We start from the raw sequence: 17,963 nt of genomic DNA on the forward strand, positions 1-17,963 counted from the left end.
TGAGAACTTTGCTTCCTTTCTCCAACTCGCCGCTGCGCTGACCTGCTTCAAGAAACTCACCAAATGAGACGTGCTCTTAAGCTGACGACGCGGAAACCGGGATCTGCGCCGCCGTGACGTACCACCTGCGGTGGATCGGTGCGCATCTCGGGCAGGCCCGGTTGCTCTACACACTCCACGATCCCGACGTCACCGCATTGGCCGCACCCCGCATCCCCGCACTCAGGAGATGGCACGTTCCTGCCTGATCGGCGAGACGACCCCCGAACGCCGCCTGCGCTACTTACTGTCGAGTGCGGCCTGGAACGCGCTGCGCATGCCCGGCTGACCCTCTGAGGTATCCCGGCTTCGCCGACCGTTCCGATCAACGACTCCCGCGGCACCGAGACGACTTTTCGTTCGGTTCAGGCGGTCGCTGCGTCCGGGCCTCGCATCGGAGGACCTCGGCGCAGTGAGATGCAGCTATGCCCGCCCGCAACGAATCCCGGCCACTCCGTTACCGGCGCGCACGGCGACCGGACGCGGCACGCGGTCTCGATAGTTCCCAGGTCGGCACCACACGGTCAAGCGTGACCGAGCGATCAGGAACGTACATGGTCACGCAATCGTTGCGACGTTTTGCATCTTGAGGGCGACGCCGGGTTCACCTCGACTCGCCGAAACGAACACGAGTTCGGCTCGGTTCACGCCTGACTCAGAGTCCTGCAGATTCGGCCGGCTCTTGCATCGAGTTCGGCGAGTTGTGCTTCCAGTGCTCGGTGGGTTTCGACTCCGCGGGTGCTGAGGTGAACTTCGACCCGGCGCCGATCTTCGGCGCTCACCTCACGGTAGACCAGTGTCCGGGAGACCAGCCTGTCGACGGACCGGGTGAGGGTGGCTCCTGATATGGCGGTATGCGACGACAACTCGGCCATCGATGCGCTTCCGTGGCGTGCGAGCGCATCGAGCACGAGCACATCATCGCAGGTCAAATCGAATTCGGAGCCGATCGACGTGAGCGAGGACACAATGGCTTTGGTAGCCTGCAGTAGCGCAACGACCGCTGAAGGAGAGTCGATGGTAGCGATATCGCCGGAAATCGCCGTTACTCGGGTCGCCAGCCGATCGGAGTTTCGGGGAGCCACGTGAGTCTCCTGCCTTTTCAGCCCTTCGATCTGTACGAGTGGCGGGACGATGAACCGATGCACCTCCGCCGACATTACCCGAGAGGATCCGATGTTGGCATCCGCGCCACACCGCCGGTCGGAGGTCTACCGGGTCGGCATGGTGATCCCGCTGCAAGGCCCAGGCGGTATCTTCGGACCTTCGTGCATGGCCGTCAGCGAATTGGCTCGACGCGAACTCAATGCGGGAGCCGGGTTCGGCGGCCGTGAAATTCAGCTCGAGTTCATCGATGGCGGTCGCGACCCCCGCGCGGTCACAGCCGAGGTGTCCGACCTGCTCGATGCCGGCGCCCTCGATGCGATCAGCGGATGGCACATCTCCTCGATCCGACGACATCTCGCCCCCGTCGTTCGTGGTCGGGTCCCGTATGTGTACACCTCGCTCTACGAGGGAGGCGAGGCCAGTTCCAACGTCTACTGTTCGGGAGAATCTCCCGAACAACAGATCTATCCGGCGATGCGGTGGCTGCGCGATCACCACGGTGTGCGGTCGTGGTACGTCGTCGGCGCCGACTATATTTGGCCGTTGCGTACGTATCAACTGATCGGACACTTCGCTGCTGCGCTCGGGGTGGACATAGTCGGTTCGTCGTTCGTTCCGATGGGCCGGGCCGATGACCCGCAACTGCCCGTGGTGGCTGCGGAGAGCAGATGCCAGGCGGTGTTGACACTTCTGGTCGGCCAGGACGCCGTGGACTTCCACCGAAATTTCGCTGCCCGCGACCTCCATCACCGCATGCTCCGGTTCAGTCCCCTGATGGAAGAGAACATGCTCCTGGCCGGCGGCGCCGAGACGACCGAGAATCTGTTCGCATCCGCAGCCTATTTCCGCGCCTTGAACACCGAATCCTCTCTGCAGTTCGTCGGCAGTTACGTGAACGCCAACGGTTACGAGGCTCCCGCTCTGAACAACATGGCAGAGTCCTGTTATCAGGGGATCTACGCTCTCAGCCATCTTGCACGCCGAGCCGGAGGATTGGATCCGACCCGCTGTGATGCCCGGATCGACGGGTTGGAGTTCGACAGTCCTCGCGGCGTCGTTCGATTCGAGGGGAACCAAGCGCGGCAGCAGATCTATCTCGCGCAGGCGAACGGTTTGGATTTCGAGGTGGTTGCTGCCCTCTGACCAGCGTGTATATGCGGCCGGATCACCGCTGGGACAACGACAACGCGGCCACGGACACCGTGATTGCACCGATCGCCAGTGGTATCCCCAGGGCGGCGAACTGCTGCCAGGGGACGATGTGGCCGGCTCGGCGCAACTGATCTGCCCACAGCAGCGTGGCCAGAGAGGCCCACGGTGTCACGATCGGCCCGGCATTCGAGCCGATGAGCAGAGCGATCAGGGCTGCACCGGACGCGGCCGCGGGCTCGAGAAGCAAGTAGGCCGGAATGTTGTTGATCAGGTTGCTCAGCACCGCTCCTGTTGCGGCCGACACGAACAGCGTGCCGACGGAGTCGCCTTCCAGGTGCGCGAACGCCGCACGAACAAGCTGTTCGACGCCGAGGGAATGAACGACCTGAACCGCAACGGTCAGGCCGATGGCGAGAGCCAGGGCTGTCCACGGGATCAAGCTCGGGCGCAGAGCCGATCGGTCGGTGACCGCGAAGGCTGTCACGAGCACCATGGCCGCCGCCGACGTCGACCACCAGAAGGGGATCGACGTCGCGAGCAGCGGCAGCAGTATCACCATGACGATCCCGGCCAAGGGAAGCAGCGGGTGCGATGAAGCCGGTGTGCCGGGCTCGCGCGACGCTACCGGGGTTCCGGTGGGTGTGCGTAGGCGCCTGCGGAACACCATCCAAACGAATCCCACTGTTACCGCGAGCGATGCGGCTGCGGGCATCGCGGCGACTTTCACGTAGTGACTCGTCTCGTCGAACAGTCCCGTCTCCATCGCCAGCAGATTCGTCAGATTGGACACCGGAAGTAGGAGCGATCCGGTGTTGGCGATCCACACCACGGTCAGTGCCAGGGGTATCGGATCGTTGCCGGCCCGCCCGGCGAGCGCCAATACCAGGGGTGTCACGAGAACGGCGGTGGTGTCGAGGGAAAGAAAGATCGTGGACACCACAGACAGCAGCACCGCCAGAATCCATAGCCCCGGTCCGCTGGCGGCGCGTCCTCTGGCCGCGATTGCGGCGACCCGGTGGAACACCCCCGCCCTGGCAGCAAGGTTGATCACGATCGAAATGGTGGCGAGGAACAGCATGATCGGGCCCAGACGGCCGACCAAGTCGACCATCTGAACCCGCGGCGCAAACAGTGCGTATGCGATCAGCATCCCGATCAGTACGGCCGACAGGGCCACTGATCGCATGGGTCCTCCACTGTAGATTGTCAGGTCGTCGTCACGGACGCGCGGTCGCGGGTGGTCGATCGATAGCGGCGCCGAGCATCGGCGACGTGGAGAACGTAAACGATGACGACGACGATCTGCGTGACAGCGACAGCAAGTACCGGCGTGTCGTCCCACTTCCCGGTAAGCATCAGCGCAGCGGGGATGCTCGCAGTGGACAGCGACTGCATGACTGTGAGCATTCCCGTCGCCTTGCCGGCCCATTCCGCTGCGGGGGTGGTCAGGGCGAGGAAGAAGGCGGCGAACAGCACGGCCCATGCCAGCCACAGCCAGGCGAGACGAGCGTCCCCGAGCTGAACGAAATGCACCATCGACAGGAAGAGGGCGACCGCCCCGGCCCAACCGCAGTACCAACCGAGGCCGGCGCCGGGAGCGTTCGAGAGCGAGTTGATCGCGACCGTAAGGTAGGTGAAGCCGAACAATGCGAACCCTCCGGCCGCCACCGCCGACGCCAGCCCGTCGGGCGGGGCACTGTCCGAGGGTAGGAGCAGCACGAGTGCCGTGCCGACCAGCAAGGCGCCGGTAAGGAGATTGATCGCCACGGCCGATCGCGGAGTGACCCTGTCGAGGAAGACCAACCCGTTGGCCAGGAGCACCGCTCCGACGAACAACAGCGCCACGGGGACCATGTGACATCCCTTCGATGAGGAGAGGAAACACCCCACTCGAACCGGACGGCCGGGCGCCGTGCCGGAAGGCATCGGCAGGCCGGATATCCGGGTCGAGCAGGTGCAGTGGGTCGAGCAGGCTCAGAGGAGCACGGGAGGAGTCCGATCCCCCATCGGTCCGCCGGCTTCGATCGCCTTGCCGACGTTGAGCACAGTGCGCTCGTCGAAGGCCCGACCGATGATCTGGAGGCCGACGGGCAGATCCCCGTTGAAGCCCACCGGAACGGACATCGCGGGCAGGCCGGTCAGGTTGCTCGGGCCGGTGAACCGGATGAACGAGTCGATGAGATCGACCTTCGTTCCGTTGAGGTCGGCCTCGGACGATCCGATGTCCGGAGCCATCACCGGCAGGGTCGGGGCGATCAGGACATCGACTTCGGACAGGGCCGTTCCGAAGTCGTTCTTGAGTCGGCGCCGAACCTGCTGCGCCTGAAGGTAGTCCACCGAGGAGAACAGCTCCCCCAGTTCGAACAGGAAGCGGATGTCGGTCCCGAAGTCGTCGGCCCGGTGCACAAGGTCGTTGTGGTGAATCGCTGATGCTTCGGACAGGCTGGTGGCCAGTTCGGCCCATTCCGAGTAGCGCAGGGTCGGGATCTCGACCGTCCGTACCCGGGCGCCCCGAGACACGAGCTCGTCGATCTGGGCGCGTACGAGTCGTTCGATCTCGTTGTCGACGTCGCGGAAGTAGTAGTCCTCCTCGACGCCGATCACCAATCCGGAGACATCACCGGTGAGATGGGAGGTGTAGTCCCCCACCGGGACATCGACCGCTGTCGGATCCGCACGGTCGAACCCGGCGATCACCTGCAGCATCGCCGCGGCGTCGTCCACGGTCTTGGTCATCGGTCCGATGTGATCCAAAGTCCATGCGAGGGGGAAACATCCGTCCTTGGGGACACGACCGTGCGTCGGCTTGAGGCCGACGATGCCGCAGGCGGCGGAAGGAATCCGGATCGAGCCGGCGGTGTCGGTGCCCAGGGTCGCGTAGGTCATGTGCGCCGCGACGCCCGCTCCCGAGCCGCCGCTGGAGCCCCCCGGCACCTTCGCGGTATTCCAGGGGTTCTGGACGCTGCCGAAGTGCGGACTGTTGTTGTCGATACCCCATGCGTATTCGTGCATGTTGAGTTTGCCGGTCAGCACGGCGCCGGCATTGCGGAGACGGCGCACCACGGACGCGTCCTCGGTGGGCACGAAGTCCTTGTGGATCTTCGATGCCATCGTGGTGACCTCGCCACCTACATACAGATTGTCCTTCAGCGCCAAGGGAATTCCGTGGAAGACCCCGCGGTAATCGCCTCGGCCGATCTCTTCCTCGGCACGTCGGGCATCGTCGAGGGCGTGCTCGCGGAAACTGATGTAGGCGTTGATCTCCGGATTCAGCGCCTTGGCGTGATCGAGTAGCGCCGTGGTGACCTCGACCGGGGACACCTGCTTGCTCTCGATCAGGGGCGCGAGTTCGGTCACCGACTTGGTGACGAGTTCGTCAGCGGACATGGTCGCCTCCCGGGATATTGCGAACAGAAATGTCCGCGTCGTCGACTGCCACGGCCCCGAGGTCACCGCGTCGCTGCACGATCTCGGCCCACTTGGACTCGAGCGCGGCGATCCGATCCCGCGGCGGGCATATGCCCTTGTTCGCCAGAAGTTCCTGTACCGACAGTGCCATGACGACACGCTCCTTGTAGAAGGGTGACGCTCTGGGGTGGACGCCCCGGAGGAACAAATTCAACTGAAATATTTTCACTTGAATGTGTTTCGGAGACCGTATGTGAGGCGCAGCACAATGTCAACGACTCGGCGCATCTGAAAACTCGGTGAGCGTCGGCGTGTGGCGGCCCGAATACGGGTGAACTCCTGGTAGGTCGGCGAGTGCTTACGTCCCTGCCCCTACCAGGAGCCCACTTGCTGCTCCGGTGTTCCCACCCGTCGGCAGTGGGATGCCGCCGCCACAGCTTCCAGAGCCATGCCCGGCAGCGGCAGCCCCATGACCACCTCGGCGAGCAGTTGGTCTTCGATTACGCTTCGCGACATCGACTCAGTTCTCCTTCGTGGGGCGGGGTTGCTCGATGGCGGCCGGCACCGGCGCAGTGGTGGGGAGCCTGATCGGCTGCGGTGGATTCCGAATGGCAGTTCCGACATCACCGAGCCCGGCAACCACCGATACCGAGTCCGTATCTGCGTCCGAGGCAGAGATACTCGCTTCGACGGCTGTCTCGACGGCGACCCCGTCGAGGATTACCTGATTCAGATGTGGCGGGCGACGAGCGTGGGAGCCCCGCGACAGGTCGAACACACATCGGGTCGGTGACCTGACGCCGCGCGCCGCGGCGTCAGAATCTTCCGCCCGTCACGGTCGCGGTGGTAATGATCTACTGGACGCCATGACGGCACGGGACACTCCGGCGAACCTGACCGAGGCACTGCCGGCCGGTCCGCGCGGTCGCCGTCTTCTCCTCGAATACGCGCAGATCGCCGACGGCCGTACCCGCGACGGGTATAGCCAGGACTCGTTCTCGTCGGGCGTCTTCTACGCCACCTACCGCATCGATATGGCACGCGGAACCGCAGGCGTCCTCTACGGGCCCGGCGCCGACCGACCCCTCCCGAACATCTCCCCCGGCGACGTAGCGCGACGGTTGGCGAACGTGCCGCTGCCGGACGTGACGGAAAAGGACCTGCGCACCGTGCTCGCCGCCACCACCGACTCCGCCCGATACTGGCAAGAACCCGACGGCGACGACATTCTCGCTGCGACGGAGCCGGTGCGCCCGCAACTGCGACGCATCGCCGAGCACCTCACCGCATCGGAGCGCACCCGGTGGTGGACCACCGGCATCGTGCGGGACGAGCAGTGGTCACTGGGCTGGGTCGAACCACACGCCAATGTCCCTCGGGTCGGGCACGCGCTCGCCACCTGGCGCGAGAAGGTCGTCACCGAGGAGAAACGAGCAGCACGGGAACGCCCCACCAACCCGACGGCCAACTGGTCCGGGGTGTGGTGGTCGACGCCGCTCGGCGTCCCGTGCTCCACACGAGCACTGGACGACGGCTCACCCGCATGCCTGTGGTTCGTCGAAGACTCCGGAGGCGAGAACCATACCGGGGCACGGCGACACATCGTTCCCGACACCGTCGACGTATTCGAAATCTACGGCCTCGACGACTGGGCGCAACTCTGCCGGCGGTTTCCACTCGAGGTCACCGCCCAGAAACGTCACGACTGGTACCGCACCACCGGCCGCGACGGAAAGTGGGTTCTGCCCGACTGGCGGGCCGTCGCCGAGGTGTACGGAGGAGTGCACCTGACCGTGGCCGGTTATCTCGCCGCTGCGGGCGCTGCCATCGACGTCGATGGTGACACGGCGTCGGTGATCGCGGGCTGGGCACCCGACGAAACATTCTGGCTCACCGACGACGTCCACGCCGACGGCGACATCGTCGACTGGGTGCGTGATACCCACACCGAAACCTGGTCCGAAGCCTGACCGCCCGCTCTACGACAGTGGCACCGGAAACCGACACGTTCGCGCGATACCGGCGTCCGCAGGTTCGCCGACGTCTTGCGCACCGGGGCACGGTCTTTCCGGCAGTCTCATCGGTATGACGCCGTTGGCAATCGGGTTGGTCGCGCTCGTGGCGATAGCCCCTGTGGGCTGTCGGTCGAACGACAGCGCGACCGCACCCGATCCACACATCCATCCTGATTATCACGGTGATCGCCTTCGCAGCGCTACAGGATCGCGATACGAACCGCCGACAGACCGGTCGGCCTCAGGGGTCGCCGTCCAGCAATCAACTCAGCGCTACCGCCGTACCTGCGGGCAGAGCTCAGAAACGTTCCACGAATCGATACCAGTCGCCGCTGTACTGCTCGTACCCGATGTCGCCGTCGTGGCGGGGCTTACCCAGATACGGCGCGCCACCGGGCAGATACGCAAGTCCGATCGGGTCGATCAGCCCACCTTCGATGTAGAACAGACACCCACCGTCGACGGGTTGAATCCGCCGCACCTGATACACCCCGATCCGCCGACCGTCCCAGGACGGCGCACATTGCGCCGACGCTGCGACCAAAGACCCCTTCGACACCGCAAACGCCACCGTCGACGGAACCGACAACACCACCAGCACCGCGGTGGCAAGCACCAACGCCGGCGCGATCGCGGTCACGCGCAGAGCGCGAAACTTGAACCAGCCGACCAACCCGACCACCAACCACACCGCACCCAGGATCAGAAGAACCCAGGACGCCAGAGCAAACCACGGAAAGAACACCACCGGCGGGACGAACGTCCATACGATCACCCCGCACACCAACCCGACAAGGACCGCGGTCACCCCCGACAGCACGATCCACCAACGAGCCGGACGCCCAGCGACAGTCATGACTCACCTTCGCACGAACCCTCGCACCAGAGCGCAACCGCCGGACTGTGTCGGGCGAGCGGACCCCTCCAGCGGATCCACGAAAAGCCAACATCGATCCGGCAATCGGTACCATCCGAACCGTGAGCGTTCGAGCGGCGACCTTCTCGGGGATCCTTGCTGCCATCCTGGCCGGCTGCGCGAGCACAGACACCCACGCGGGCACCGATCAACTCGACCCGCCCACGAGTCCCCCGCCACCCAGCGAGCAGTCACAGCTCTATGCCACCGCCCTGCACCACCTCATCCTCGTCGACAATCCCTTCGCGACAGCACCGACCCCGATCGGATCCGTCTACATCGTCGACGGCCCTGCCTCACGCAGCGCACACATGTTCACCGTCGCCGACGGGCCGTTCGACACGGAACTGAAGAACGAGATCAGCGCACAGTCGGCGGATCTGCCGCCGGTCGAGTTCACCGCCGATCCACAGCAGTACGCAGATCCCGCACGGCAGGGCCTGACCGGGGTCGCACACGACGGCGTCATCGTCGGCCTGTCCCCCACCTGGCCGCAGGACGACGGAACAGTCCACATCGGCGCGGGACTCTGGTGCGGCATCGACTGCGGACTCGGCCTCACCTACGTCCTCGACCAGGTCGACGGGCAGTGGACCGTGACCGGCACAACCGGACCGGTCTCCATTTCATGATTGAAGTTCATGTCAGGCAAGAAGAACTTCACCTCTATCGACGTCGACAGTGACCTGCGCGAACACCCACGGCAGTGTGATGTTGCTGCCGATGGTCACCGCGATCGAAGGTGGTGCGCTCGCATCGGGGGCCGCCCCGCCGCGAGTCCGGCCGGGTTCGGGCGGACAAGGGCTACGACCATCTCGTGCACCGGCGGTGGCTGGGCGTCGCATCGCCCGGCGCGGGATCGAGCGCAACAACCGGCTGGGTCGGTACCATGCGACGTGCAGCCATGGGCATGAGAAGACCACGCAGAGCCCTCTCGCTAGGATCTAGCCGTAAACCCGACGGTCATCGGCCCGGGGAACGGAGTCCACAATGCGGTGGTTGCTGTCTTTCGTCCTCACGGTCGGTATGGCCGCAGCACTACCGCTGTCCGCCCCGGCCACCGCACATGCCTGTTCATGCGCATACGAGCCGAACGGACCGTACATCACCGAACAGATCTCCCGCGCTGCCGCCGCCTTCACCGGCACCGCCACCAGAGAACGCACCGACGGGGATACCGTCTACTACGAGTTCGACGTTCACAGCGTCTTTACCGGGGATGTCGGATCCACCACCGTCGTGTCGTCGAGCACCCAAGGTTCCGCGTGCGGACGTGGATTCACCCTCGGCATCGAGTATCTCGCATTCGTCTCGACCCATGAAACGAAGAACGCACCCTGGTCGGTCGAAGCATGTTCTGCGACAACCACATCGACCAACGCATACACCCGAGACGCGGCGCACACCGTGTACGGACCACCTCACCGGCCCGATCCGCAGACACGGCCGATCGGCATCGACGACATCCGCCCCCTGTGGCAGAAATCCCTGCTGATCATTGCGGTAGTCGTTCTCGCTGCAATGTTGATGCATCGCTGGGCCATCCGCGGCAGACATCACTGACGAAGACACCGGTCGAGAATCTATCGCGAGATGCAGCGAAGACCCGCAGCACACGCCACTACACATCGACGAATTACGGCGCGGCGGCGAACCCGGCAATATCGGGGAATAGACCGTCCTGTCCCCCCACTGCCTTCCTCTGACGCTTTTGCAGGCCCGCGCCTACGCGGTGCTTCCTACTCGGGTGCACGCCGCGCAAGACTCCACCCGACGCAATGAACGAGTGCACCGACCAGTGCTCCCAGCACGCCACCACCGAGGACCAGTGCAGCCATGTACCCCTACGGCGAGGGCGCATCGATGCGGGCCGACGCGAAGTCCAGCGGCTGATAGCCGGCGGTGTAGAAATCGAACGGCTGCGAGGCGAACCACCACAACACCGCAGCGCCGGCTATCCCGCACACCACACCGAACCCGGTGAACACCAGCACAGTCACGACCACCGACCTCGGCTGCGGCTGCGGCTGCGGCTGCGGCTGCGGCTTCATGATCCGTCCGTCTCTGAGCCGCCCGATCCGTCCGTCGAGGGCGGGACGTTCTCCGGGATGCCGCATCCGGGCATCTCCCACAGTTGTGCGGGTTCGAGGACGCTACCGTCGTCGGGCCACAACCGCAGCCGCCACACATCCCCAGGGGTAGTCGAACCGGGCCAGCCGTAGTTGACGAAACCACGCCCGGACACCTGCACCACGTACTGGCCGGGCGGCACCGCCACGGTGACCGGCTCGGTGGTCGGGGACGACAGACTCAATATCCCGGGCGCATCGACTGCGAGGCGGTCTTCGCTGACCTGCTGCCACTCCGAGCGATCGGCGGCGGGGCGGCGGTCGAAGACCTGCACCTCCACGATCATCTCGAAGTTGTTCTGATGCGGGCACAACACCACGACCATGGTGCCGTCGCCGGCGCTGGGCTGCTCCGCTTGGGCCTGCTCGAGCAGCTCGAGCTCGTTGTCGATGTCCCCGAGTCCGCCGTCGAGACAGAACTGCCCGTAATCCATCGCCAGCACCACCGTCGACTCCAGGATCGGGCTCGTCTGTGTGTTCATGGCGGTGATCTTGACACGCCTACCCGACACCTCTGCGGGCCCGCACCGATGATCGCAGCCGCATCTCACCAACCACCGGTAGGGATCACCGCAGGTTCCCCTCCGGTCCAGCGCCATTGATGTGCCGCGCAGTGCCGGTGTCGCGCCACCAGGTACCCACGACACGGGTAAACACCACCCTCGTGGGGGCGTGTGGCCGAAATGTAACGCTGGAGGCGAAAGTCCATATGTGGTTATCGGTGGTCCCCGCTCCTTCTCCCTCCTCGGAGCGACGGGGCCGCTCGGTCCGCGCATTCCTCCCCGTTGTGCGTGGGCCGACGGGAAGTCCGGTGGTGCACACCCGGACTTTCCGCACCGCAGTCGTCGCCAGTGTCGGAATGCGGGGATCACCGAGGCGGAAGGAGACGTGGTGCGCACAGCGGTACGGGCCGTCACTGCCGCGGTGATGCTGACTGCGATCGCAGCAGTGGGGATATGGACGGTCGGTGCTGTATCCGGCCCCGATGGGGTTGCAGCCGGCGACAGTGTCGAGGAAACCGGGGCGGGAGATCACGGCGCGGTGTCGAGTCGAGGTGTGGTTCGCAGCTGGGATCTCGAGCGCATGCAGGGTGTGATCGACGGCGATGAGGTTCCCGGGGGATGTCATGTCGACTTCGCGGCCGTGGCGGTGGACGGGTTTCCCGCTCTGACGCCGGGCCACGAGGTGGAGTTCGAATGGGTCCGCGCCGAGAGCCCAGCGGCGGGTGTCGAATTCGAATTCGAGTGTGTGCGGGCATGGCCGGCCGGAGAACAACCGGTCCGTCGTCCTGCCGGATTCGGGGCGCGGGCGTGGTCGGTTCATCCCGACGGCCGCATCGAGGAAGAGCACTTCACCGACGAACCCTCCGCCCCTGTCCCCGACTCGTCTCGGGTGACCGGTCAAACTGTCGGCACGGTCCGGGCGTGGAACGACGAACAGGGCTGGGGAGTGATCGATTCCGACCAGACCCCCGGCGGATGCTGGGCGCATTACAGCACCATCATCGGCGAGGGCTTTCGTACCGTAGCCGTCGGAGCCACCGTGGTCCTCGATTGGGAACAGGTCACCGATCAGGACGGCTACCATTATCGGGCCACCCGGATAGAGCAACCTGGCTGAAACCGGACCGGATGATCGACACGAGATCCCCAACATGGGCGGGTGGGGAATCCGCTACGACGCACAATCGGCTGGCAGCCACCCGATGACCGAAGACGTCAAGGTCGCAAAGCTCCGACCGTGTCGGCGAAGGTTCACCACATGGACGAGGCCGGTCGCGAGGGGTTACCGGCCTCGCGGCAGGCTTGACGACGCGGCAATGAACGTGCGGCAGCTGATAGGAAAAGGCGTAGCGCGCAGGTCGACAGTTCCCTCGGCCGGGGAACTTACGGTTGGTCTCGGGATCCGACACGACCTGTTCTGCCCAGGCCAACCCATCATTCAGTTTCAGAACATTGTTTTTCGTTGGTTTTTCTGAAATGGACGCATGCCTCGGAACGGGACAACACGTCGCCTCGGCAACAGTGTTCGGGAATTACGGCGCAAGCACGGACTGTCCCACCGACAACCGGCGGCACTGAGCGGGGCGCACGCACAGACGATCGGGCGCACTCGAGCGGGGAGACCAGCGGCCGAGTTCGGACCTGGCAATGCATGTCAGTGCCGTGTTCGACCGGCCAGTACAGGACGTGTTCTGCGGGGCCGATTCTTCGACGATCGTCCGCGATCGGTAATCCTTTTCGCCATTCGGGCGATCGAGAGCGCGCGGCGAATACGCTCGCGAGGACCCCCGTCCGAAACGGCGACGTCAAGTCCGGTCGCTGGATCGTGGAACTGCACCGGGCTTCGCCGACGGCTCCGATCAACGACTTACGCTGCACTGAAACGACTTTTCGCTCGGATCAGCCGGTCGCTGCGTCCGGGCCTCGTACCGGAGGACCCCGACGCAGTGAGATGCAGCTACACCCGCCCGCAACGAACCCCGAGCATTGGTCTACGCCCCACCGGATCCGGCGCCGCCGCCACTCGAATTGAAGGGAAAGATCGGTCCACGGGTGCCGTCCGGACGCCGCGGCGCGAGGCTCGAATATCCACTGGGCTTTCGATCATCCATGAGGTGGCGAAGGCGGAAACTCAGCCATCGGAACAGCCGGCCGATTCGTGACCGAGTCTTCGGTCCTTCGATGCTTCCCTCATCAAAGGATGGGTTCGATCGAACAGAGCGCTCCATACCTCCTATGGTAACGACCGTTTCGTTCGACGTTCGGTGGCTTCCGGCGGTCATCGCAACGCCAGACATGTCGAACCTTCGGTGGACATCCGGAAGCTCGGGTTTCCTCGGGCTGCTTCACGGATACCACTGATGACAGAGCCGATTACCCTCGCTCGTCGACGTCCGCCGCGTAGACGGAACCAGATCCCCAGTGAGACCACGGCAACGACAAGACCAACGATCGCGATACCTGACGGGCCCCACTCCACGACGAGGTCATCGACATGAACGCCCGACGTGAACGCCAGCTCGCAACGAGACCCGACGATACCTACCCACGTCTTGCTGAAGCTCGCCGCTGTCGCCTCCCCCGAACCGGCCTCTGCTGCACCTGGTGTCGCCTGATCGATGCAGACCTCGATCGGCGCGTTGACGAAGAACGCCGCGCCATATACCACCGCACCGACAGCGATGCCGATCAGCGCGACCACACGATAGGCCATCGAACCATGGCTCCCTCGTTGAATCCTCCCGAATGCCAATGGATCCCCTCGCGACATCGGGAGCGCACCGATCGCATCCAACTTATCCCCACGGGGATGGCGCCCTACCTGCCGACCGGCAGACCGCGGGCCATCGGGCTGCTATCGAAGACGTGAATGTCTGGTGTCGTGATGACCGCAGTTTCACAGCACGACGGCATCGACCTCGAGGTGCGCGACGAGGACCGGCAGGTGGTGTTCGCGCTGACCGCGACCGGATCCGGAGTCGATATCGATCCGGCGCCGCTGACCGTGCGCGGGGTGATCACCTGCGCGGCGGTCACCGAGCACTGAGCGGCACCGGGCCATGTGTGTCCTGGCGGCGGCGTAGCAGCAGTCCCACCCCGGCCGCCGCAGCGCCCAGGCCGACGAGCGCGGTGACCAAGGCCGGGACCAGATGGTAGGTGCCGGTCTCGGCCAGCGGCAGCCACCCACGTCCGAGATCCGAAGAGGTAAACACGCCGATGACGATCGCACCGGCCGTCCACGCCTGCAGTTCGGTCAGCGCGCGGAGCGAACGGCAAGGTAGCGTAAGTCCCTGTCAGTTGCCGCGTGGGACATCTGCATGCGATACACATTCGCCAATGAGGTCGCGGAGCCTGCCCGCCTCGGGATCACCGAGGGGAAGCAGCGGCCTGCGAGGGAGGCCGGCGTCGATTCCGAGGCCCTTCAGGCCGGACTTGATCGTGGTGGGCAGCCCCCGACTGACGATCATGTCGAGGAAGGGACGGAGGCGGCGGAAGATGGTGTCCGCCTGTTCGGCATCTCCTGTAGCGACCACGCGGTAGAAGTCGACAATCTCGTGAGGGATCAAGCACGGCGCAGCCGTGCACCAGCCTGTCGCCCCCGCGCGCAGCGCTTCCAGGGCCAGCGGGTTGCTTCCATTGAAGAATGGAAGCTCCCCACCGCTGAGCTCGCGGAGGCGGTGCATGCGCGTCACGTCTCCGGTCGATTCCTTGACCATCGTGATGTTCTCGACATTGCTGAACAGATCGAACAAAAGTTCGGGCTGCATGTCGATGCCGGTCGTGGCTGGGTTGTTGTACACCATGACGGGGATTCCGATGGAATCGGCAAGGGTGGTGAAGTGGGTTCGCACTTCCTCCTCGGTGAGGCGCCAGTACGACGTCGGCAAAGCCATCACTGCCGTCGCCCCGAGACGCTCGGCGGTCTTCGCGCGTCGCACCGTACCTGCTGTGGTCAGGTCGGAGACCCCGACGATCGTCGCTACACGCCCGTCGGCGGTCTGGATGGATTCGGTTGCCACAGTTATCCATTCGCTGTGATCGAGGTAAGCCGCTTCCCCGGTGCTACCGAGAGGCGCAATGGCGTCGACACCGGCATCGATCATCCGGTCGATCAGCAGGCGGAGAATCTCCACATTGATCACATCGTTGTCAGCGGTTTCGAACGGTGTCACGGGATAGGCGACGATTCCGGAGACGGTACTGGTCATTGATGCTCCAAGTGTGTTGTGCGGGTGCGTACTGAACGTGGTGGAATTACTTGTTCTCGATCACATCCGGATGTGAGCGCAGTGCTTTGCGGGCGTAGTAGGCGAAATTCGCATCACTGCGCCGCGGGGTGAGCGTCCAATCGTGAGCCTCCTTTGCGAGGCGAGGCGGCAGCGGCTGAATGTCGCCGGCGGCCATCGCGAGCAATTGCAGTCGCGCCGCCCGCTCGATCAGGTGCGCGAGGGAGCACGCTTCTTCGATCGTGGAGCCCGCCACGAGCTGTCCGTGATGTGCAAGCAGAATCGCCCGCTTGTCCCCTAGTGCCGCAGAAATGATCTCACCTTCCTCGTTGCCGACCGGCACCCCGGGCCAATCAGGCAGGAAGGCGCAGTCGTCGTAGAGCGGCGCCATGTCCATCTGCGAGATCTGCAGGGGAACCTCGAGCATGGACAGCGCCGCCACATGAAGTGGATGCGTATGCACGATGCAGTTGACATCCGGACGCGCGCGATACACCCAGCTGTGAAAACGATTGGCAGGGTTGGCCATACCGTCACCGTCGAGAACATTGAGGTCCTCGTCCACGAGAAGGAGATTCCCCTCCGTGATTTCGTCGAAGCCGAGCCCGAGCCGCTGCGTCAGGAATGTGCCCGGCTCCTCTCCGCGCGCCGAGATCTGTCCCGCAAGGCCGGAGTCGTGGCCGGCGTCATACAGCGCTCGGCAGGTCAGTGCGATCTTCTGACGATCGGTCCATTGAGCTTTGGGGATTTGGGTGAGCATCGCCTTCTTGGCGGTATCCATCAACTCGGCCTTACCGAGGTTCATCGTCGTAGACATCCGAGCGCCCTTTCCGTAGACACGAAGACACTATGTAGACGATAGGACACAAAGTGTCCTGCATGCAACCGTCGAAGGGTTTGAGTAGATTTGTCCAGGACCACGAGGTACAGGAGGAGGGACGAAACGTGACAGCGTTTCTCAGGTCGCATCGGCGCAGAGCGGGTTTGACGCTTGATGCTCTGGCCAGCAGCACGGGGCTCACCAAGAGCTACCTGTCGAAGGTCGAACGGGGGTTGAGCACGCCATCGATCGCGGTTGCACTCAAGATCGCTCGTGCACTCGATACTGATGTGGGCCAATTGTTCTCCGAGAATCCCGACGAGACGGTAATGACAGTGGAACGGCACAACGAGCGTGTGCAGATACCGGAAGATGCCTCGACCAGTGCTGCCGTCTACGACGCGATGGCCACGCGGATGGTCAGGAAGTCGATGCAGCCGTTCATCGTTCATCCGACCACCGAAGCCGGCTCCGAGTACATGGAGCATGCGGGAGAGGAGTTCATCTTCGTCCAGAGTGGAGTCGTGGAGGTGACGATCCCGAACCGGGTGATCGTTCTGGAGCAAGGCGACAGCATGTACTTCGACTCGAATACACCACATCGCATACGGTCGGTTTCCGACGATCGTGCGGTACTTCTCGTCGTGGTACACGACCATGGCGGTGATCGATCGCCCGACACGACATCATCGCCGAGTCGGCGGCGGTGCGGCCCCGCTCAGGGTGCCTGAGACCGGACGTCGCGCACCGAACCGGATCAGGTGCCGAGTGTGATCGCGCGGGGGGGTTCGGTCGACGGTGGCGCAGGCCGAGGGAACCTCCGATCCCAGGCACCCCACGCACGCCTCCGCACCCGAGACTCGCCGACCGACAGCTACACCGGGCGGCGCACGTCGGCGAGGCGGCGCTTGACGACGGTCGGAGCCATCACCTCCGACCCGCGCGCTGGTCCACCACGAATCGACCGCGCTGGACGACAAGCACCCACCCAGCGCGTTCCGCCCGCTCAGTGCGGCAGCGGATCACCTGATCGTGTCCCCGTCACAGTGAGCACGATTGCCGCCACCAACGCTCCCGCCCCGGCGACAAGGACCGGAGCGAGCAGAACCACAGACGGCGCCACCATCAGGGCCGACACCGCCGACACCGCGCACGACACCACGAAGCCCGTCCGGCTGCGGCGCCGAAATATCGACACCGCAATCCCCGCAACGCACATCACGGTTCCCAGCGAGACCAGGCCCGGATCGACACCACCGACCACACCGGCCGGCACCGTCGCCGCCACTTGGATGATCAGAGGAACCGCGGCGACGGTGCTCGAGATGGTCGCCGCGCGGAAGCGGCTCTCGGCGCCTGCACCACGAAACTCCCGGTACACGAAGAACAGCATTGCGATCATCCAGATCACCGAGACGGTAGCCAGGACCGGAACGACATAAGCGATTCCGTCCGGGCAGCTCCAACTGCCCTGCCCATCGATCCGGGTGAGGAAGCACCCGACCCGGCGCGCCTGCAAGACCTCCACCACCACTATCGCTGCCACGACTCCGAGCCCACCGCCGACGACGCCGCTGAGCGCTGCAGCCACCAACAGCGACGCCCACACCGCCTCACGGTCACCGCTCATCGACGTCCTCCCGAATCC

Annotated in this window: 22 protein-coding genes and 1 pseudogene; 9 read left to right on the forward strand and 14 right to left on the reverse strand. The window is 64.6% G+C overall.

Annotation, left to right across the window (positions count from 1 at the left end; translation table 11 throughout):
• The first annotated feature begins 113 nt into the window (after positions 1 to 113).
• Positions 114 to 248 carry a hypothetical protein gene (locus EQ874_RS23375; RefSeq protein ID WP_277986194.1) on the forward strand — a complete coding sequence of 45 codons (135 nt, stop codon included), beginning with the start codon at positions 114 to 116 and terminating at the stop codon, positions 246 to 248.
• A gap of 435 nt (positions 249 to 683) precedes the next feature.
• On the opposite strand, the gene EQ874_RS20070 is transcribed toward EQ874_RS23375, so the two are convergent.
• On the reverse strand, positions 684 to 1,124 hold the full coding sequence (locus EQ874_RS20070; protein WP_242496831.1) for a MarR family transcriptional regulator: 441 nt from the start codon (positions 1,122 to 1,124) through the stop codon (positions 684 to 686).
• 139 nt (positions 1,125 to 1,263) lie between these two features.
• Between EQ874_RS20070 and EQ874_RS20075 the strand changes: the two genes are divergently transcribed.
• Positions 1,264 to 2,289 (forward strand): substrate-binding domain-containing protein, encoded by a 1,026-nt coding sequence (locus tag EQ874_RS20075; RefSeq protein WP_129977976.1) that lies wholly within the window; start codon positions 1,264 to 1,266, stop codon positions 2,287 to 2,289.
• A gap of 22 nt (positions 2,290 to 2,311) precedes the next feature.
• On the opposite strand, the gene EQ874_RS20080 is transcribed toward EQ874_RS20075, so the two are convergent.
• From EQ874_RS20080 to EQ874_RS22955, 5 genes are all read right to left on the reverse strand, one after another.
• The gene (locus tag EQ874_RS20080; protein ID WP_165369286.1) at positions 2,312 to 3,475 is read right to left on the reverse strand and encodes an SLC13 family permease; all 1,164 of its coding nucleotides are present in this window, start codon (positions 3,473 to 3,475) and stop codon (positions 2,312 to 2,314) included.
• Between the two features lie 29 nt (positions 3,476 to 3,504).
• Positions 3,505 to 4,152: an AmiS/UreI family transporter gene (locus EQ874_RS20085; RefSeq protein WP_129977912.1), complete on the reverse strand. Its 648-nt coding sequence runs from the start codon at positions 4,150 to 4,152 to the stop codon at positions 3,505 to 3,507.
• 120 nt (positions 4,153 to 4,272) lie between these two features.
• Positions 4,273 to 5,685 (reverse strand): amidase, encoded by a 1,413-nt coding sequence (locus EQ874_RS20090; RefSeq protein ID WP_129977913.1) that lies wholly within the window; start codon positions 5,683 to 5,685, stop codon positions 4,273 to 4,275.
• A complete protein-coding gene (locus tag EQ874_RS20095; RefSeq protein WP_064063656.1) occupies positions 5,675 to 5,857 on the reverse strand; it encodes a hypothetical protein in 183 nt (60 codons plus the stop codon). Before EQ874_RS20095 ends, EQ874_RS20090 begins: the two co-directional genes overlap by 11 nt.
• A 221-nt stretch (positions 5,858 to 6,078) precedes the next feature.
• Complete coding sequence (locus EQ874_RS22955; RefSeq protein ID WP_165369287.1) at positions 6,079 to 6,222, reverse strand: hypothetical protein; 144 nt, start codon at positions 6,220 to 6,222, stop codon at positions 6,079 to 6,081.
• Positions 6,223 to 6,572: 350 nt separating this feature from the next.
• Between EQ874_RS22955 and EQ874_RS20100 the strand changes: the two genes are divergently transcribed.
• A complete protein-coding gene (locus EQ874_RS20100; protein ID WP_129977914.1) occupies positions 6,573 to 7,676 on the forward strand; it encodes a hypothetical protein in 1,104 nt (367 codons plus the stop codon).
• A 343-nt stretch (positions 7,677 to 8,019) separates the two neighbouring features.
• Here the strand turns inward: EQ874_RS20100 and EQ874_RS20105 are convergent, their stop codons facing one another.
• Positions 8,020 to 8,577: a hypothetical protein gene (locus tag EQ874_RS20105; protein ID WP_165369288.1), complete on the reverse strand. Its 558-nt coding sequence runs from the start codon at positions 8,575 to 8,577 to the stop codon at positions 8,020 to 8,022.
• Between the two features lie 122 nt (positions 8,578 to 8,699).
• Here EQ874_RS20105 and EQ874_RS20110 point away from each other — a divergent pair, with 122 nt between their 5' ends.
• From EQ874_RS20110 to EQ874_RS20115, 3 genes and pseudogenes are all read left to right on the forward strand, one after another.
• Positions 8,700 to 9,269, forward strand: coding sequence for a hypothetical protein (locus EQ874_RS20110; protein ID WP_129977915.1), 570 nt, complete (start codon positions 8,700 to 8,702; stop codon positions 9,267 to 9,269).
• Between the two features lie 49 nt (positions 9,270 to 9,318).
• A pseudogene (locus EQ874_RS23245) lies at positions 9,319 to 9,525 on the forward strand (IS5/IS1182 family transposase); the annotation flags it as partial.
• A 102-nt stretch (positions 9,526 to 9,627) separates the two neighbouring features.
• Positions 9,628 to 10,200, forward strand: a complete 573-nt coding sequence (locus EQ874_RS20115) for a hypothetical protein (protein ID WP_129977916.1) — start codon at positions 9,628 to 9,630, stop codon at positions 10,198 to 10,200.
• 281 nt (positions 10,201 to 10,481) lie between these two features.
• Here the strand turns inward: EQ874_RS20115 and EQ874_RS23250 are convergent, their stop codons facing one another.
• The gene (locus tag EQ874_RS23250) at positions 10,482 to 10,637 is read right to left on the reverse strand and encodes a hypothetical protein (RefSeq protein ID WP_242496832.1); all 156 of its coding nucleotides are present in this window, start codon (positions 10,635 to 10,637) and stop codon (positions 10,482 to 10,484) included.
• 47 nt (positions 10,638 to 10,684) lie between these two features.
• Positions 10,685 to 11,248, reverse strand: a complete 564-nt coding sequence (locus tag EQ874_RS20125) for a hypothetical protein (RefSeq protein WP_129977917.1) — start codon at positions 11,246 to 11,248, stop codon at positions 10,685 to 10,687.
• A gap of 409 nt (positions 11,249 to 11,657) precedes the next feature.
• Between EQ874_RS20125 and EQ874_RS20130 the strand changes: the two genes are divergently transcribed.
• The gene (locus EQ874_RS20130; protein ID WP_242496833.1) at positions 11,658 to 12,386 is read left to right on the forward strand and encodes a cold shock domain-containing protein; all 729 of its coding nucleotides are present in this window, start codon (positions 11,658 to 11,660) and stop codon (positions 12,384 to 12,386) included.
• A gap of 1,161 nt (positions 12,387 to 13,547) precedes the next feature.
• Here EQ874_RS20130 and EQ874_RS20140 read toward each other — a convergent pair.
• Positions 13,548 to 13,982, reverse strand: coding sequence for a hypothetical protein (locus EQ874_RS20140; protein WP_129977918.1), 435 nt, complete (start codon positions 13,980 to 13,982; stop codon positions 13,548 to 13,550).
• A gap of 171 nt (positions 13,983 to 14,153) precedes the next feature.
• Here EQ874_RS20140 and EQ874_RS22960 point away from each other — a divergent pair, with 171 nt between their 5' ends.
• Positions 14,154 to 14,315, forward strand: a complete 162-nt coding sequence (locus EQ874_RS22960) for a hypothetical protein (protein ID WP_165369289.1) — start codon at positions 14,154 to 14,156, stop codon at positions 14,313 to 14,315.
• Here the strand turns inward: EQ874_RS22960 and EQ874_RS20145 are convergent.
• The 3 genes from EQ874_RS20145 to EQ874_RS20155 form a co-directional block, all read right to left on the reverse strand.
• Positions 14,302 to 14,481 (reverse strand): hypothetical protein, encoded by a 180-nt coding sequence (locus tag EQ874_RS20145; RefSeq protein WP_129977919.1) that lies wholly within the window; start codon positions 14,479 to 14,481, stop codon positions 14,302 to 14,304. The genes EQ874_RS22960 and EQ874_RS20145 overlap by 14 nt on opposite strands.
• 81 nt (positions 14,482 to 14,562) lie before the next feature.
• The gene (locus EQ874_RS20150) at positions 14,563 to 15,477 is read right to left on the reverse strand and encodes a dihydrodipicolinate synthase family protein (protein WP_129977920.1); all 915 of its coding nucleotides are present in this window, start codon (positions 15,475 to 15,477) and stop codon (positions 14,563 to 14,565) included.
• A gap of 46 nt (positions 15,478 to 15,523) precedes the next feature.
• Complete coding sequence (locus EQ874_RS20155; RefSeq protein WP_064063662.1) at positions 15,524 to 16,312, reverse strand: aldolase; 789 nt, start codon at positions 16,310 to 16,312, stop codon at positions 15,524 to 15,526.
• Positions 16,313 to 16,440: 128 nt separating this feature from the next.
• Between EQ874_RS20155 and EQ874_RS20160 the strand changes: the two genes are divergently transcribed.
• Positions 16,441 to 17,046, forward strand: coding sequence for an XRE family transcriptional regulator (locus tag EQ874_RS20160; RefSeq protein ID WP_129977921.1), 606 nt, complete (start codon positions 16,441 to 16,443; stop codon positions 17,044 to 17,046).
• Between the two features lie 275 nt (positions 17,047 to 17,321).
• On the opposite strand, the gene EQ874_RS20165 is transcribed toward EQ874_RS20160, so the two are convergent.
• Positions 17,322 to 17,945, reverse strand: a complete 624-nt coding sequence (locus EQ874_RS20165; RefSeq protein WP_129977922.1) for a hypothetical protein — start codon at positions 17,943 to 17,945, stop codon at positions 17,322 to 17,324.
• Positions 17,946 to 17,963 lie beyond the last annotated feature (18 nt).

It is taken from the genome of Rhodococcus sp. Q1, assembly GCF_004153645.1.
GTDB classification, from domain to species: domain Bacteria; phylum Actinomycetota; class Actinomycetes; order Mycobacteriales; family Mycobacteriaceae; genus Rhodococcus; species Rhodococcus gordoniae.

Excerpts from the sequence above, each read along its gene's own strand:
- EQ874_RS20075 (WP_129977976.1), top strand. The coding sequence starts at position 1,264 with ATGGTGATCCCGCTGCAAGGCCCAGGCGGTATCTTCGGACCTTCGTGC.
- EQ874_RS20085 (WP_129977912.1), bottom strand. The coding sequence starts at position 4,152 with ATGGTCCCCGTGGCGCTGTTGTTCGTCGGAGCGGTGCTCCTGGCCAAC.
- EQ874_RS20090 (WP_129977913.1), bottom strand. The coding sequence starts at position 5,685 with ATGTCCGCTGACGAACTCGTCACCAAGTCGGTGACCGAACTCGCGCCC.
- EQ874_RS20095 (WP_064063656.1), bottom strand. The coding sequence starts at position 5,857 with ATGGCACTGTCGGTACAGGAACTTCTGGCGAACAAGGGCATATGCCCG.
- EQ874_RS22955 (WP_165369287.1), bottom strand. The coding sequence starts at position 6,222 with ATGTCGCGAAGCGTAATCGAAGACCAACTGCTCGCCGAGGTGGTCATG.
- EQ874_RS20100 (WP_129977914.1), top strand. The coding sequence starts at position 6,573 with ATGACGGCACGGGACACTCCGGCGAACCTGACCGAGGCACTGCCGGCC.
- EQ874_RS20105 (WP_165369288.1), bottom strand. The coding sequence starts at position 8,577 with ATGACTGTCGCTGGGCGTCCGGCTCGTTGGTGGATCGTGCTGTCGGGG.
- EQ874_RS20115 (WP_129977916.1), top strand. The coding sequence starts at position 9,628 with ATGCGGTGGTTGCTGTCTTTCGTCCTCACGGTCGGTATGGCCGCAGCA.
- EQ874_RS20125 (WP_129977917.1), bottom strand. The coding sequence starts at position 11,248 with ATGAACACACAGACGAGCCCGATCCTGGAGTCGACGGTGGTGCTGGCG.
- EQ874_RS20140 (WP_129977918.1), bottom strand. The coding sequence starts at position 13,982 with ATGGCCTATCGTGTGGTCGCGCTGATCGGCATCGCTGTCGGTGCGGTG.
- EQ874_RS22960 (WP_165369289.1), top strand. The coding sequence starts at position 14,154 with ATGACCGCAGTTTCACAGCACGACGGCATCGACCTCGAGGTGCGCGAC.
- EQ874_RS20150 (WP_129977920.1), bottom strand. The coding sequence starts at position 15,477 with ATGACCAGTACCGTCTCCGGAATCGTCGCCTATCCCGTGACACCGTTC.
- EQ874_RS20155 (WP_064063662.1), bottom strand. The coding sequence starts at position 16,312 with ATGTCTACGACGATGAACCTCGGTAAGGCCGAGTTGATGGATACCGCC.
- EQ874_RS20165 (WP_129977922.1), bottom strand. The coding sequence starts at position 17,945 with ATGAGCGGTGACCGTGAGGCGGTGTGGGCGTCGCTGTTGGTGGCTGCA.